Below are 13691 nucleotides of genomic sequence, written 5' to 3'. Positions count from 1 at the left end.
CCCGTGCACCGGGTGTGCCGGGCCGGGAGAGCGGGGGAAAAGGCCCGTTTGACGGGCCCGGATGCAGTCGAGCGTGCGCTCTTAGCGAGTCGGATTCCGTCGATCGAGATGGGTGCTCAATGTTGCCTGAACGCGTTCTCGCGCCTGGGTGTTGATCCTGGCATCCAGCAGCATGATCACGGCGGCAACCAGGAAAATCACCAGGCTGACCGTCACGACGATACCGGCCAGCCACGGTGCGGGTAGATTGGCGAGGGTTGCGGTCGCGTCGCTGCCTCGTTCGAAACTGGCTGCTGCCATGCCGCAATAGTGCATCCCGCACACGGCCACGCCCATGACGATGGCCGAACCGATCTGGCGTGTCCTGCCGAAGGTGCTCGGCCTGCGCAGGTCGAAGGCCAGCAACAAGGCGGCGCCGCTTGCCAGGATCGCGATGATGACGGACAGCACGACCAACCAGGGCTGGTATCGAATACCGGAGCAGATGCTCATTGCCTGCATGCCGAGATAGTGCATGCCGGCGACGCCCAGCCCCATGACGATTGCGCTGACAATGAGTTGCGGCCAGTGCAGGGCGAAGCGGGCGAGCGGGGCGAAGCCGACTGTCGAAGCAGCAATCGCGATGAGCAAGGAAGCGACGGTGGTGGGAATATCGTATCCGACAGCGACCGGCAGGTGAAATGCCAGCATGGCGACGAAATGCATCGACCAGATGCCGAGCCCCATGATGCACCCGCCGAACGCGATCCAGGGCCAGATCGAACGATTCCCGATGAGATTCAGGCGATCGGAGATATTGAGTGCCGTGAACGATGCGAGGATCGAAAGCAGGCAGGAAAGTACGACGAGCGTAAGGTCGTAGGTGCCGGACATGATCGTTGTTCTCGGTTATAGGCTTTTTGGTCGTTTGAGGGCGCCCTATTTTTGCGAGTGCGCCATCCCCTCGTGTGTCCCGCAAATATACCGAAACCCGCAATCGAATCAAGGGCGCCGCTGGCCACTTAGGGTGGTGCGTCGGTGCGGCGGACTTCCCCGGAGCGTGCCGGGTTTCCGGTCCCGGGGGGACCGGATCGAATGCGCCGCGCGCGCATGGGGGGCGCCGAGGTAGTCCGGCTGGCCGACGTCCGCGCCGGCCTCATCACGACGTCGCCGATCTGCGATAATGTCGCCCGCCCTGGCGGACGGCAGCGTACGATCGCGTTGCCCGCCCGCCGTGAATTCGTATCAGGAGAGTCCCGTGCGCGACATCATCGACGGCTTCCTGCGCTTTCAGCGCGAGGTCTATCCGCAACGTGTCGAGCTGTTCAAGCAGCTCGCCACCGCCCAAAATCCCAAGGCGCTGTTCGTGACGTGCTCGGACAGCCGCGTGGTGCCCGAGCTGCTGACGCAGCGCGAGCCGGGCGAACTGTTCGTGATTCGCAACGCGGGCAACATCGTCCCGTCGTATGGACCGGAACCGGGCGGCGTGTCGGCCACGGTCGAGTATGCGGTCGCCGTGCTCGGCGTGCGGGATATCGTCATTTGCGGGCACTCGGATTGCGGCGCGATGGGCGCGATCTCACGGTGTACGTGTCTCGACCATATGCCGGCTGTTGCGAACTGGTTGCGCCATTCCGATGCCGCGAAAGCCATCAATGCCGCGCATCAGTTCGACTCCCCTCGGGACAAGCTCGACGGTCTGGTGCGCGAGAACGTGATCGCGCAGCTCGCCAACCTGCGCACGCATCCGTCGGTTGCGCTTGCGCTCGAACAAGGACGCATGAACCTGCACGGTTGGGTCTACGACATCGAGATGGGGCGCATCGACGCACTCGACGGCGCGACGCGCCAATTTGTCCCGTTGAGCGAGTCGCCGGCCACGGTGGCGGTCAAGTCGTACTGAGCGCCGGCGCTTCCCGGCCGGTCGTATCCACCCGGCCGAGTCGGACAATCGAAAGCGCCGATCTGCGGTCCGATCTGTATCGGCAGTCGCGAAGGTCGGTTCCGCCCATGCCCGACGTCTTCATCTCGATCACGGCTTCCTGCACCCGACGCGGCCGCGCGGAGTCGGGCGGCCGCAAAGCGGGGCGATCGCCGCTGTAGATCGCTGCGCGACGCCCCGTGCCGTCACGCGTGCGGCGCGACGGATGCGCCCGAGATGCCATGCCGCCGCAGCGAATCCGCGACGAAGCCCGACGCCTTCATTTCCTCGACGAACGCATTCAATGCCGCCGCGGCCGCTTCGCCGCGGCTCTTCGGCACGCCCATGGCCTGCCGGATCACCATGAACCGCTCGTCGAGCAGGCGCAGGCCAGGCGTTTTAGCGGCGTCGGTCTCGAGCTGCTGCTTCACGCCTGCGGCCACTTCCAGTTGCTGCTCGACGAAGGTTTGCACGACCGCTTGCGACGTCGGCGCGCGCACGATCTGCGCGGCTTTCAGTTCGCGCGTGAGGAACAGGTCGTAGGCGCTGCCCTTGCCGACGGTCACGCGGTGGTCGGGCCGGTCGACGTCCGCGTTCGTGCGGATCGGCGACGCGTCGCGCACGAGATAGAACCCTTCGATCAGCACGTACGGCGCCGTGAACGCGACCGTTTCGCCGCGCAGCGGATCGACCGCGAAGAAGCCGAAGTCGGCGCGCTCGTCGGTCAGCGCCTGCACCGATTTGCCGGCAGTGTCGAACACGACCAGTTCCAGCTCGGCCGACAGGCGCTCGGCGAACGCGCGCGCAAGGTCGATCGACACGCCGAACGGTTCGCCCGTCGCCGGGTCGCGGTTCGCGAGGATCGGGTTGCCGAGGTTGATCGACGCGCGCAGCTTGCCGGTCGGCGTGAACGCGGAGAGGACGGAAGGGGCGAGGGGCATGGCAGGCTCGTGGCGGTCGTAGGGGCAGGGTGTGGCGCGCGTCGATGTGCGATCGCGCGTCGGCATCGAGCTTATCACCTGGCTTTCGTCATCGAGCGGCGTCGAGCGGCGCAAGCCTGCCTTCGGCGCCAATCGGGAGGCGCGAGACAGGTGCGTTCCCCTCATCTTGTGCCCCCATCAGCGATGGACGGGCAAAGGGATTGCGTGGCTGCGAGAGACGATTTGATGCGGGAAGAGGGAGTTGATTTGCTTGCTTCGCGCCAGCGGCGGCTGTCGGTTGGCCGTGGCGTCGCTCCCCGTCGGCGCCGCCCAGACGGCGCTGTGGGCCTTGATCCGCCCGGCAACCGCTAGAATTGCGGTTTTAGTCCGGAATACGTCCATGTCTTTTGCCTCGCTCGGCCTGATCGATCCCTTGCTGCGTAACCTGCAGGACCTCAATTACCAGGCCCCCACGCCGGTGCAGGCCAAGGCGATTCCTGCCGTGCTCGGTGGCAAGGACGTGATGGCGGGCGCCCAGACCGGCACGGGCAAGACGGCGGGTTTTGCGCTGCCGCTGTTGCAGCGGCTGGTGCAACACGGCCCGGCGGTGTCCAGCAACCGCGCACGTGTGCTGGTGCTGGTGCCCACGCGTGAACTGGCTGAACAGGTGCTGCAAAGCTTCATCGCTTACGGCAAGGGCCTCGATTTGCGGTTTCTGGCCGCTTACGGCGGCGTGAGCATCAATCCGCAGATGATGAAGTTGCGCAAGGGCGTGGATGTGCTCGTGGCCACGCCGGGCCGTTTGCTGGACCTCAATCGCCAGAACGCGGTGCAGTTCGATCAGGTGCAGACGCTGGTGCTGGACGAAGCCGACCGCATGCTGGATCTCGGCTTTGCACGCGAGCTCAACGCCGTCTTTGCCGCGCTGCCCGTGCAGCGCCAGACGCTGCTGTTCTCGGCCACGTTTAGCGACGATATCCGCGCGATGGCGGCGACCATTCTGCGCAGTCCGGTCAACATCAGCGTCAGCCCGCCCAATGCCACGGCCAGCAAGATCAAGCAGTGGGTGGTGACCGTCGACAAGCGGAACAAGCCCGATCTTTTCATGCACCTCGTGGCCGAGAACAAGTGGGAGCATGCGCTGGTGTTCGTCAAGACGCGCAATGGCGTGGATTACCTGGCGGCGATGCTGGACGAAGCGGGCTATGCCGTCGACACCATCCACGGAGACAAGCCTCAACCGGCGCGCCTGCGTGCGCTGGAGCGCTTCAAGACGGGCGAAGTCCAGATGCTGGTGGCCACCGATGTCGCGGCGCGCGGGCTGGATATCGACGACCTGCCGCTGGTGATCAACGTCGACCTGCCGATCGTGGCGCAAGACTACGTGCACCGCATCGGCCGTACCGGCCGCGCGGGCGCCAGCGGCGTGGCGGTGTCCCTGGTGTGCGCGGATGAGGCGCCGCAACTGGCCGCGATCGAAGCGCTGATCAAGCAAACGCTGCGCCGTGAAGAAGAGCCGGGTTTCGAGGCCGAACATCGCGTGCCGGAAACCAGCGCGACGGGCGAGATCATCAAGAAACCCAAAAAGCCCAAGAAGCCGAAAGTGCCGCACGCTGCGTCGGCTGCCGTGCCGGTGGCGGGTAAAAAGCCGCGTCCGCAAGGTGGTGAGAACAAGCGCAAGGCTGCCGCGCCGCACGGGAAGCCGGCCGGTAACGGACCGGACTACACCATCGGCAGTCCGTTCAGCGCGCAGAAGCCGCGTGGCAAATCTGCCGGCAAGCCGGCGGCGGGCGCACGCAAGCCGGCTGGCAAACCCGCTGGCGCCCGTCGGAAACGTCCGTCCTGATTGCAAAGGCAGATCGAGAGACGGGACGGATAGCCGGGAAAACTGTTCGACTGCGTGTTGCGGCAACAGCGGATGCGACCATCGCCGGCGAAGGCTGGGACCGGCAATCCGCCGCCGCAGCCTTGCGGAATGCTGTCCCGCTATGGGTGCGGCCTTACTGCCATTCACCGGGATGACAGATCACCCAACCCGGAAGGTAGCTATCCATGTCCGTATGACCCCAGCACCAGTTGTGCTGGTGAAGGGCCTTCATCAGTTGTTCGCGTTGTGCGCAGGCGCTTCCTGGCGCATATTGCCCGTCAGGCAATAATTTCGGTGCCGGGCCATTCCGGCATTGGTCATTGGCGACTTCTTCCTGATGCATCAGTGCCTGGACGGCAGGGGGAATGGTGCGGGCCAACGTGGCCTTGTATTCGATGCAGGCTGGCGCCTTCGGATCGTCGGACTTGCGGGCACATTGGGACTGAAGCTTGTCGATGTTTCTCGATACTTCGGGTGGATACGTCTCGGCGTGCGCTGCAGCAAGACATCCAGCCATCAACAGATAGGCGGCAACTGATCTGATCAAAATCATTTCGCGTATGACACGATGCATCCGGTAGTTCGGGAACGGGCGAATTATGGCATGTGCGCGCGGCCCGGATTCGACGCACCTGCCCGGGTGCGGCCCGTGCGATGATGTGCGATGACTGACTTGAGAGATGAAATGACGACACCATTCGACGAGGCGACAACGGCGGCGATCGCCGCGTTTGCCCAATTGGATTTCTACACGGCTTCGCAGGCGATGCGCGCCGAGGCGGATTACGACCACGAACGGGACCAGTGGATCTCGCGCTATATCGACGAGCACGGCGGCGGCGCCGACGATGCCGAATACGACGCGTTGCACGCGCGGGCGCAGGCAACCCCGGAATACGCGCAATTCATCGACGCGGCTCGACGGGAAATCCTCGAATACTTCGGCGTGACCGACGATCAACTGGACTGGATGGTCGTGCTGCGCAATGACGACAGCGATGAGCTTTGGGCGGAAGTCAACCGGCAGCGGAGCGCGCTGGGAACGGGGGAAGTGCGCGGGGATCTTTGATCACGGCTTGCCATTGGGGGCGCAAGTTATTGAATTGGCGCGACATTCACATGTGTCGGATTTAATCGCCCCATGGACAAAGTATCGAGCGGTGTCGTTGCGATCTTTCGAGTCCGATCCGATGGAGACCTATAGACATGAGTGAACTCAAAACGCTGATGAAAAGGTATGGCGGGGAGGTCGGTCATATCAGGGGTGCCACTTACGTCTACATGCCATTGAAACTGCCTTCAAGGATCGATGTAGGCTTCGCGACGACTTATTCCGCGCGATGGCTTGGACGCCTTTTTCCATTCCTTCGCCACTTTGAAATGCCGCATGGGCTATATATTTACGGCGACCGGGCAGAGGTTCTGTCCCGCGTCATTGGACGTGATCACGAGCTTTGTTCTGCGCTACGCTTCGTCCTCGATCAGTATGCGTTTGACGTGGAATGCACTGACATGAGGCTGGTCACGAGCCTGAATACGATTTCTCGGCCGCTGTCGCTCGATCCTAGCGGCGGATGGCATCTGGTTTCAAAACTTGCGATGATTGCCGGTCGATTGGGTGAGCTCGATTATCAGGAATTTGATACGACTCCCCGCTCGATATTTGCATGGGGGCCGGGTCGCTTTCGAAACCTAACTATCAGGGCGATTTTCGTGGCCATGTTTTGCATACCGCTTTATTTAATGATTCACTTTTCGCATCCAAACACGGTATTGAGGTAGGGTATGCGCGCTGATTGCGGCAAAACCTGCCGACACAGGGGGCACAACGGCCGCTTTTGCAACGCGCGGAAACCCACTGCGGGTTGATGCCGGCCGGCGACTTCGACGCGCGTCACGGGCGAGGCCGCCCCGATAGACTCGAGCGTTGAAATTGCGGTCTAGATCGAAACAGCGGCCGTCTAATCGTGGAGTAGTATTCCTCCATGTCCGGCATTGCCAAATCTCTACGGCACACAGCCGACTGATCCGTGACGACGGCGGCGAGCTCGCTACAGCGTTCGGGAACTGTTTCAACGATACGTATGGCGGCTCCGGCCGTGGCGACGGCATGGATGGGAATGCATCATGTCAACCGAGTGGAATCACCGCGTCAGACTGTTTGTCCAGCGTTTCTGGCAACCGACCAGTGCGTGCATGACGTGCATGCCGGGGAGCTGGGGAAATATCATGAGCCTCGCCCACTGGACTATCGCATTTCATACGGGTCTGCTGACCGCGCTCCTGGCTGTACTGCTGACGTTCACGCCTGTGGCAAAACTCTACGCGAATCGATACGGCAATGCGCTGGTCGTTGGCGTTCTGACCACGTTGGGCGACGCCTACTCGCACACGAGTCACTACCGCATCCCCTATGTCGAGCACATCGTGACGGGTGCAATTTCAGGTGTCTTGACGCTTGCGGCGTCATATCTCTTCGAAGACCGCGCGCGACGCGTTCGGGCGATGTGGGCCCGGGTTGTCGGACAGCCTGTCCGCTGACTTTCCGAACCCACCGGGCCGAACGGAAAGCGGTTCCCTGGTGAGGCTACGCTTCATGAACTGCCGGCACGGAAAGCCGCGCTGATGGGCGAGCGCGACGTGCACTCTCCGACCAGACCCCCGTGGTCGAAACCGCAACCGTCAGTTTTCGCGAACGTCAATCCGTTCATCGCGCCGATCTGGCAATATGCATCGACAGACCTCAGCCAGGGCACCCCATGCACATCGCGATTCTGACCTTCCAGGGCTTCAACGAACTCGATTCCCTCATCGCGCTGGGCGTACTCAACCGAATCAAGAAGCCCGACTGGCGGGTGACGCTGTCATGCCCGGAGCATTTCGTCACATCGATGAACGGGGTGACCGTTCAGGCGCAGTCGACGTTGGCGGACGCACGCGCGGCGGATGCCGTCATCGTCGGGAGCGGTATTCAAACCCGGGATGTCGTCAACGACGCGACGCTGATGGCGCAGCTCAATCTCGATCCGACCCGGCAACTGATTGGTGCCCAATGTTCGGGCACGCTCGTTCTGGCAAAACTCGGCCTCCTCGACAACATCCCGGCATGCACGGACCTCACGACCAAGCCGTGGGTCGTCGAGGCGGGCGTCGAAGTCCTCAATCAGCCTTTCTTCGCACAAGGCAATGTCGCAACGGCAGGTGGCTGCTTTGCTTCGCAGTATCTGGCCGCGTGGATCATTGCGCGCCTGGAGGGCGAGGAAGCCGCACGGAGCGCACTGCACTACGTGGCGCCGGTGGGGGAGAAGGAGGAGTACGTTGCTCGTGCGTTGACGAACATCACGCCTTACCTGCCGTAGCGCGCAAAAAAATGGCGCTGCCTCCATCGCAGTGAGCCGGGTTCAGCGGCAACGTCGGATTCCCGACACCGGCTTCACCCAGGTGCCCGGGTGCCATGTCGTTCGGCTGCGGTGTGGAAGAGGGCGTGAGAATGTTCGCTGACCCGTTCAGGCAGAGCCATTCAGTGACGCCGGCTCGCAACGGATCGGACTCCACCAGCCAGTTCGTATGACAAAGACGGCAGCGATACTGTCGCACGACGATTGCAGGCCGTCCTAGCGGCCGCAATTTCGTTGGCTCGTGCAATTCCACCAGTTCCCGATGGGCGACAGGATCGGCCGTCGCGTGCAGGGTCGTGCAGGCTTCGCAAGGCATGGAGGTCAGCTTTTCAGGAACGCGTTGGATCGGTGAAGCGCTTCTTCGCGCATGGCTCAAATCGTCCGTTGATTGCAACGTGATCGGCAGTGCGTCCGTCTCATGCTTCAATCAGGCCGCGCTCACCATCGCGGTGTGCGTCGATCGGCGGTTGCGTCCTCCTGCGCTGCGAGGCGAATGCGGGCGATTGCGCGTCTCATCCGGACTCCTCAGTTTGCAATCGGCTTACCGGACGCATCCTTGATTTTCGTTTTCCATTGCGAGCGGATTTCGGACACCACCGATTCGGGAAGCGAGATGTAGTCCAATTCCGTGGCGGCCTGGCTGCCGTTGTGGAATGCCCAGTCGAAGAACTTCAGCGTTTCCGCACCTTGTGCCGGTTTCTCTTGCGTTGCATGCAGCAGCACGAACGTCGCGCCGACGACCGGCCATGCTTCCTTGCCCGGCTGGTTCGTCAGGATCTGGTAGAACGACTTCGACCAGTTCGCGCCGGCAGCAGCGGCCTTGAACGTTTCCGTCTTCGGCTCGACCACCGTGCCCGTCGAGTTCTTCAGAGCCGTGTAGACCATGTTGTTCTTCTTCGCGTACGCCCATTCGACGTAGCCGACCGCGCCCGGCAGGCGTTGCACGAACGCTGCGACGCCGTCGTTGCCCTTGCCGCCCGTGCCCGTCGGCCAGTTGACCGTCGTGCCTTCGCCGACCTTCGACTTCCACTCGTCGTTGACCTTCGACAGGTAGTTCGTCCAGATGAAGCTCGTGCCCGAGCCGTCAGCGCGGCGAACCACGGCGATGTCCGTGTCCGGCAGCTTGACCTTCGGGTTCAGCGCGGCGATCGCCGGGTCGTTCCACTTCTTGATCTTGCCGAGGTAGATGTCGGCGAGCACCGGGCCCGACAATGTCAGTTCGCCGGCCTTCACGCCCGGTACGTTGACGACCGGCACCACGCCCCCGACCACCGTCGGGAACTGGAACAGGCCGGCCTTCGCGAGCTCGTCATCCTTCAGCGGAGCGTCCGAACCGGCAAAGTCGACCGTCTTCGCGTTGATCTGCTTCAGGCCGCCCGACGAGCCGATGCCTTGATAGTTGACCTTGCCGCCGCCCGCCTTCTTGTACGCATCGGCCCACTTTGCGTAGATCGGTGCTGCAAACGTGCTGCCTGCGCCGGTGATATCTACCGCGTGAGCATGGAGGGCAACAAGAATCAGGGTGCAGGGCATCAAGATCCGGATGTTCACGTAACGCCTCCTGTCTGCTATCGGCATGCCGGCCCGCACGCAGGCCTCGGTCGAGCAGTCTGACTGGTTGGGTGGGGTCTGCGGGCCGCCTTTCGGCAACGCCTGTCGATTAACCGCGGCAATGATCGTTTCTCGATTGCTTTCGAGCACGATGCGCCGTTGCGTGGGTGCAGCAGCCTCAGTGCCGCATTTTTCTCGTATGACGTTCGCCGGGAGCCTGATTGCAACGTACCGCAACCGAGGCCGCAGGCAGCGACCGGCTGGGCTGGATCGTCACCGACGATCGGATAGGTCAGACAAGGGACGAAGGCCGTCATCGTGCGCGGTAAAGGGTCCCGCAACGAAGGGTGATAGGAGTATTGCAGTTGGCTGTGAAAATTCAAGGAAGGCGCAATTGCCCGATCCGCCAGATTCAATGCACGTCACGGGCGACGATGGAGGCCAACGCCCGATCGCCGTCGCGTTGTGCGGTGTCTTCCGTGGAAAAGATGTCGGTACTGAATGCGATCAGTTTGAAGCCGGATCCCGCGGAGCGAGGAACCGTGATGCCCCAGTGCCAGCCGCCATCTTGCTGGAACACGTGGAGCGCAGGGGGTGCTGGGTTCAGTGCTGGTGAAGAAGTCGTCATCGCGTGCTCTCCCGTCATGGGACGACTGCGGGCAACTACATCGGACGCGCAAACCCAGTCTACGAGCACTTTTGCTGCGGCGCAATATTCGTGTTTTACGAAAATGCCAATGTGTGAAACGCCACAATTTTGAAATACAAATATGCAACATCGGAGATGGCTGGCATATTGGTGTGACGATTGGGATATTTCGGAGGCTTTATGGATCGCAGTTCGCTTGTGTGGGCGGGGGTGCCGCATAGCAGCGATGGCGTCGTGTTTCAGATTCGGGTCGGCCACGGCCTTCAGCGTTTTCATATTGCTCGATTGATTCTCGAGAAGGCGTGCGACCTTGAGCGACTGGCGTCTGACGCACGACAGCTCGAATGCTTTTACGAGCATTTGACGCCGATCCTGGCAGTCGCGCGAAAGACGCGCTCAAAGGCGAAGGCCGACACGGTTTCGCTGAATGTTTCGGATTTTGTTCGAACCGGTAGCGCTCGGGGCGAGCAGGGGGCTTGGGCGGCGATGCGGTGAGCGCTGCAGGGGGGCGGTTGAAGAGAGCGGAGTTTTCGGTCTTGGAGCGGACGGGCGTGGGGCTTGGCGAGCTTCACGCGTTGCGTCTTGTCACGTGCGGCGCAGGGATTGCTGCAGTATTGGCGGGATGGTTTTGCAGGCTTCCGCGTAGTCTCGTGCTTGAGCTTCGCGATGAAAGGGCGTCGCTCGATGACCGAATACCCATGAATGAAAAGCGCTGGCCGGTGAACTGGCCAGCAAAGTGGTCCTGGCGATCCGAGGTTGAGTGTGCCAGAACCAAAGGCACTGAACGGTGTGCGCGAGCAGCCGGACGAGCATGTCAAACGATCGGCCCCGACAGTCGGGGCTTATCCGGCTCGATCCTGCGCAATAATCTGTGATCGCAGTTTAGGCTGGGCTAACGGATGCGACCGGACGTGCACTCACGCTCGGAAACTTGAAGGCATCGCAGGGCTTCGTCGGTACTGTCCATGTTGCGATCATCGCGGCCGTCGGCAGATAGTCGGGATCGGCCGACGCGACTCCGGCCCAGACGCCGGGAGACACCTGTCTGCCGTGGAGATAAAAGTGCAGCTCCCGGCCCGCGCGGTCGCAAATACACCTGATTCTCTCCACCGATTGGCCCAATGCTCTAATCCGCGCGATTTGGTTGCGATCCAGCTCGAACAGGGCACTCACCACGCCGTCACAATTGCCGATGCCAATCACGTTGCTGTCATCGGTCAACGCCCATGTCGGATGCGGCGTGCCTAGGCGCAGCATGAAATAATCTGCGGACTCTGAACCAACCATACTGTTTCTCCTGCAAAAGATCCGTCGTTCTGCTAACCGAAGATCAATGGAAACGAACGATCATCCAATCCTGTTCTCGTCGTCGTACCTGGATGCTCGAGTGGATGTGCCCCGGCGCCTTGCAATGGGCGGGCGCAACAGTGAAGCGCCCTGTGCCCGTCGCTTCCGAATCACTCACACGCTCGCCTGACGCGTCGCGGTTTCGGCGGCGATACTGTCCTCCGAACCGGAAAGTCTCACCGCCACAGCTGCCGCCGCCGTGCTCCCGTAGACGTTGAGGGCGGTTCTCCCCATGTCGAAAAAGGCGTCGACGCCCAACAGCAGCAGCACCGCATCGGCCGGCAACCCGATCGACGTCAGCACGATGGTGATGGCGACGATCGCTCCGGAGGGCACATTGGCTGCCCCGTCGATGGTGATGATCGTCAAAATCAAGATCGTGATCACCAGCGGCCAGGACCAGGCGAGATGATAGGCGTCGGCCAGATAGCCGACCGCGAGGGCCGTGTAGAGGACCGCGCCGTCGCGATTGAAAATATAGGCGAGCGGCAAGATCGTGGACGCCACGCCGTGGGGAACGCCGAATTCAACCAGCTTCTTCAGGTGCAACGGGTAGGTAATTTCGGACGACCGCGTCGTGAAACCCAGGATCAGCGGTTCCTTCACTTTCCTGAGAACGGCGAGAGGCGATTGACCGGCGACGCGAATGACGAGGGTGAGTACCACCGCCAGAATCGCCATGCCGAGATAGGCCACGCCCAGAAGCTCGACGAGCGAGTGCACGCCGGCAAAGCCCTTGGCCGACAGCAACTGCGCGATCGCGGCGAAGATCGCGAGCGGCGACCATGCGATCACCCACTGGGTCATCTTGAACAGGCCGGACAGCAGCGCCTCGAAAACGGCAATCGCGGGCTCGGCACGCTCCGGGGCAGCCGCCAATGCGGCACCGAAAATGACACCGAAAACGAGCACCGGGAGAGAATTCCCTGCAGCGAGCGCAGCGACGATGTTCGCGGGGATCAAATCAACGAGAAATTTCGTCCAGTCGATGCTGGATGCGAGGGCTGCGGGCATCGATCCGGAGTGCGTGAGGCTCGCACCGAGACCCGGTCGAAATGCGAAGTTGAGCAGCAGGCCGAGTGACGCAGCCAGGCCAGTCATCAAAACGAAGAAGACGATGCTGGATAGTGCGACTTTTCCGAGCCGTTCGCGCAGTCGGCCCGCACGAAAGACACCGACCGTGACCGACAGGAAGATCAACGGCATGACGACCATCTTGATCGCGTGGCCGAACATTGCACTGAGAAAGCCCAGCTTCCCGGCAAAACCAGGAGCAAATACGCCGCAAGCGACGCCCAGGACAAGCCCGCCAAGCATTTGCAGCGGGAGGGAAAGCCCTTTATTTTTCGTGTTCATGCCGCGCCTTGAGTAGTTTTATCCGTGCGGGCGTGCCGTCAACGATGTGATTCCACATATGCTGACGCGCAAGCTCGCCGTCGTTTGCTTCGATTGCGTGAAAGATTTTCAGGTGCTCGATCGTGCCGCGCCGAACGGTTTCGGCGTCGCTACGCGGGAGTTCGTTCAGCGCCAAGGTTTGGGCTCGCAATAGACCATACGCCGATGAGATTCGGATGTTCCTTGCTGCAGCAAACAACGCTTGATGAAAGACCCAACCAACACGTTGCTCGAGCATGATGTCCGCGACGTCCTGGTCAATCAGCACCTGCATTTTCTCTGCCGCGTCGCGAAGGTCTGCCGTTACGCCCGACCTGGCTGCAAGAAACGCCGCTGTACTCTCGAGGGCCAGCCGCATTTCGAAAATTTCGCGGAGATCGCTCGTAGTTGGCGAAGCGACATAGGTCCCGCTCTTTTCGATCACGACAACCAGCCCTTCGGACTCGAGCAAATGCAATGCGCTGCGCACAGGCATTTGGCCGAAACCGAGTTCGTCCGATAGTCCTCGATGGGATACTTTCTGCCCAGGCGCAAGGCGGCCGTCAAAGATCCTCGATCGGATCTCGTCGTAGGCAAGCTCTGCATCTGTCGAGACTTTCGACGTCATCTGTGATCGCAGTTAGCGTATGATTGAAAAAGAGATAACGGATAGGAAATTACCCTT

General features: G+C 61.7%; 16 protein-coding genes. 7 read left to right on the top strand and 9 right to left on the bottom strand.

Translation table 11 applies throughout. From position 1 onward, the window contains the following. Nucleotides 1–81: 81 nt before the first annotated feature. On the bottom strand, nucleotides 82–873 hold the full coding sequence (locus tag CFB43_RS35790; protein ID WP_089498786.1) for an MHYT domain-containing protein: 792 nt from the start codon (nucleotides 871–873) through the stop codon (nucleotides 82–84). 364 nt (nucleotides 874–1237) lie between these two features. Here CFB43_RS35790 and CFB43_RS35785 point away from each other — a divergent pair, with 364 nt between their 5' ends. Next, complete coding sequence (locus CFB43_RS35785) at nucleotides 1238–1882, top strand: carbonic anhydrase (protein WP_089476248.1); 645 nt, start codon at nucleotides 1238–1240, stop codon at nucleotides 1880–1882. A gap of 224 nt (nucleotides 1883–2106) precedes the next feature. Here the strand turns inward: CFB43_RS35785 and CFB43_RS35780 are convergent, their stop codons facing one another. Then, complete coding sequence (locus tag CFB43_RS35780; RefSeq protein WP_089498785.1) at nucleotides 2107–2841, bottom strand: ABC transporter substrate-binding protein; 735 nt, start codon at nucleotides 2839–2841, stop codon at nucleotides 2107–2109. Nucleotides 2842–3220: 379 nt separating this feature from the next. Here CFB43_RS35780 and CFB43_RS35775 point away from each other — a divergent pair, with 379 nt between their 5' ends. Then, nucleotides 3221–4666 (top strand): DEAD/DEAH box helicase, encoded by a 1446-nt coding sequence (locus CFB43_RS35775; protein WP_179254977.1) that lies wholly within the window; start codon nucleotides 3221–3223, stop codon nucleotides 4664–4666. Between the two features lie 154 nt (nucleotides 4667–4820). On the opposite strand, the gene CFB43_RS35770 is transcribed toward CFB43_RS35775, so the two are convergent. After that, on the bottom strand, nucleotides 4821–5240 hold the full coding sequence (locus tag CFB43_RS35770) for a hypothetical protein (RefSeq protein ID WP_089499068.1): 420 nt from the start codon (nucleotides 5238–5240) through the stop codon (nucleotides 4821–4823). Nucleotides 5241–5372: 132 nt separating this feature from the next. Here CFB43_RS35770 and CFB43_RS35765 point away from each other — a divergent pair, with 132 nt between their 5' ends. The 4 genes from CFB43_RS35765 (at nucleotide 5373) to CFB43_RS35755 (ending at nucleotide 8046) form a co-directional block, all read left to right on the top strand. Further along, nucleotides 5373–5756: an ATP-dependent protease gene (locus CFB43_RS35765; protein ID WP_089498784.1), complete on the top strand. Its 384-nt coding sequence runs from the start codon at nucleotides 5373–5375 to the stop codon at nucleotides 5754–5756. A gap of 137 nt (nucleotides 5757–5893) precedes the next feature. Next, nucleotides 5894–6469, top strand: a complete 576-nt coding sequence (locus CFB43_RS38250) for a hypothetical protein (protein WP_144023181.1) — start codon at nucleotides 5894–5896, stop codon at nucleotides 6467–6469. A gap of 345 nt (nucleotides 6470–6814) precedes the next feature. Continuing rightward, entirely contained in the window at nucleotides 6815–7228 is a 414-nt protein-coding gene (locus CFB43_RS35760; RefSeq protein WP_089498783.1) for a hypothetical protein, read from the top strand. 218 nt (nucleotides 7229–7446) lie between these two features. Beyond that, nucleotides 7447–8046: a DJ-1/PfpI family protein gene (locus tag CFB43_RS35755; RefSeq protein ID WP_089498782.1), complete on the top strand. Its 600-nt coding sequence runs from the start codon at nucleotides 7447–7449 to the stop codon at nucleotides 8044–8046. Here the strand turns inward: CFB43_RS35755 and CFB43_RS38245 are convergent. From CFB43_RS38245 to CFB43_RS35745, 3 genes are all read right to left on the bottom strand, one after another. After that, entirely contained in the window at nucleotides 8027–8512 is a 486-nt protein-coding gene (locus CFB43_RS38245) for a hypothetical protein (RefSeq protein ID WP_144023180.1), read from the bottom strand. The genes CFB43_RS35755 and CFB43_RS38245 overlap by 20 nt on opposite strands. A gap of 98 nt (nucleotides 8513–8610) precedes the next feature. Then, the gene (gene pstS, locus CFB43_RS35750) at nucleotides 8611–9618 is read right to left on the bottom strand and encodes a phosphate ABC transporter substrate-binding protein PstS (RefSeq protein ID WP_089499067.1); all 1008 of its coding nucleotides are present in this window, start codon (nucleotides 9616–9618) and stop codon (nucleotides 8611–8613) included. Nucleotides 9619–10048: 430 nt separating this feature from the next. Further along, on the bottom strand, nucleotides 10049–10264 hold the full coding sequence (locus CFB43_RS35745) for a hypothetical protein (RefSeq protein ID WP_089444558.1): 216 nt from the start codon (nucleotides 10262–10264) through the stop codon (nucleotides 10049–10051). 201 nt (nucleotides 10265–10465) lie between these two features. Between CFB43_RS35745 and CFB43_RS35740 the strand changes: the two genes are divergently transcribed. Beyond that, nucleotides 10466–10780 carry a hypothetical protein gene (locus tag CFB43_RS35740; RefSeq protein ID WP_089498781.1) on the top strand — a complete coding sequence of 105 codons (315 nt, stop codon included), beginning with the start codon at nucleotides 10466–10468 and terminating at the stop codon, nucleotides 10778–10780. 387 nt (nucleotides 10781–11167) lie between these two features. Here CFB43_RS35740 and CFB43_RS35735 read toward each other — a convergent pair whose 3' ends face one another. The 3 genes from CFB43_RS35735 to CFB43_RS35725 form a co-directional block, all read right to left on the bottom strand. Beyond that, on the bottom strand, nucleotides 11168–11572 hold the full coding sequence (locus CFB43_RS35735; protein ID WP_089498780.1) for a hypothetical protein: 405 nt from the start codon (nucleotides 11570–11572) through the stop codon (nucleotides 11168–11170). A gap of 174 nt (nucleotides 11573–11746) precedes the next feature. Next, the gene (locus tag CFB43_RS35730) at nucleotides 11747–12988 is read right to left on the bottom strand and encodes a dicarboxylate/amino acid:cation symporter (protein ID WP_089498779.1); all 1242 of its coding nucleotides are present in this window, start codon (nucleotides 12986–12988) and stop codon (nucleotides 11747–11749) included. Next, nucleotides 12972–13634 (bottom strand): GntR family transcriptional regulator, encoded by a 663-nt coding sequence (locus CFB43_RS35725; protein ID WP_089498778.1) that lies wholly within the window; start codon nucleotides 13632–13634, stop codon nucleotides 12972–12974. The genes CFB43_RS35730 and CFB43_RS35725 overlap by 17 nt, the downstream gene beginning before the upstream one ends. Nucleotides 13635–13691: the final 57 nt, after the last annotated feature.

The organism is Burkholderia sp. AU15512 (assembly GCF_002223325.1).
Classification (GTDB): domain Bacteria; phylum Pseudomonadota; class Gammaproteobacteria; order Burkholderiales; family Burkholderiaceae; genus Burkholderia.
Note: the sequence above shows the minus strand (reverse complement) of the source record. Positions and strands in the feature narration are given on the sequence as shown.

Excerpts from the sequence above, each read along its gene's own strand:
- CFB43_RS35790 (WP_089498786.1), bottom strand. The coding sequence starts at position 873 with ATGTCCGGCACCTACGACCTTACGCTCGTCGTACTTTCCTGCCTGCTT.
- CFB43_RS35780 (WP_089498785.1), bottom strand. The coding sequence starts at position 2,841 with ATGCCCCTCGCCCCTTCCGTCCTCTCCGCGTTCACGCCGACCGGCAAG.
- CFB43_RS35775 (WP_179254977.1), top strand. The coding sequence starts at position 3,221 with ATGTCTTTTGCCTCGCTCGGCCTGATCGATCCCTTGCTGCGTAACCTG.
- CFB43_RS35770 (WP_089499068.1), bottom strand. The coding sequence starts at position 5,240 with ATGATTTTGATCAGATCAGTTGCCGCCTATCTGTTGATGGCTGGATGT.
- CFB43_RS35765 (WP_089498784.1), top strand. The coding sequence starts at position 5,373 with ATGACGACACCATTCGACGAGGCGACAACGGCGGCGATCGCCGCGTTT.
- CFB43_RS38250 (WP_144023181.1), top strand. The coding sequence starts at position 5,894 with ATGAGTGAACTCAAAACGCTGATGAAAAGGTATGGCGGGGAGGTCGGT.
- CFB43_RS35760 (WP_089498783.1), top strand. The coding sequence starts at position 6,815 with ATGTCAACCGAGTGGAATCACCGCGTCAGACTGTTTGTCCAGCGTTTC.
- CFB43_RS35755 (WP_089498782.1), top strand. The coding sequence starts at position 7,447 with ATGCACATCGCGATTCTGACCTTCCAGGGCTTCAACGAACTCGATTCC.
- pstS (WP_089499067.1), bottom strand. The coding sequence starts at position 9,618 with ATGCCCTGCACCCTGATTCTTGTTGCCCTCCATGCTCACGCGGTAGAT.
- CFB43_RS35745 (WP_089444558.1), bottom strand. The coding sequence starts at position 10,264 with ATGACGACTTCTTCACCAGCACTGAACCCAGCACCCCCTGCGCTCCAC.
- CFB43_RS35740 (WP_089498781.1), top strand. The coding sequence starts at position 10,466 with ATGGATCGCAGTTCGCTTGTGTGGGCGGGGGTGCCGCATAGCAGCGAT.
- CFB43_RS35735 (WP_089498780.1), bottom strand. The coding sequence starts at position 11,572 with ATGGTTGGTTCAGAGTCCGCAGATTATTTCATGCTGCGCCTAGGCACG.
- CFB43_RS35730 (WP_089498779.1), bottom strand. The coding sequence starts at position 12,988 with ATGAACACGAAAAATAAAGGGCTTTCCCTCCCGCTGCAAATGCTTGGC.
- CFB43_RS35725 (WP_089498778.1), bottom strand. The coding sequence starts at position 13,634 with ATGACGTCGAAAGTCTCGACAGATGCAGAGCTTGCCTACGACGAGATC.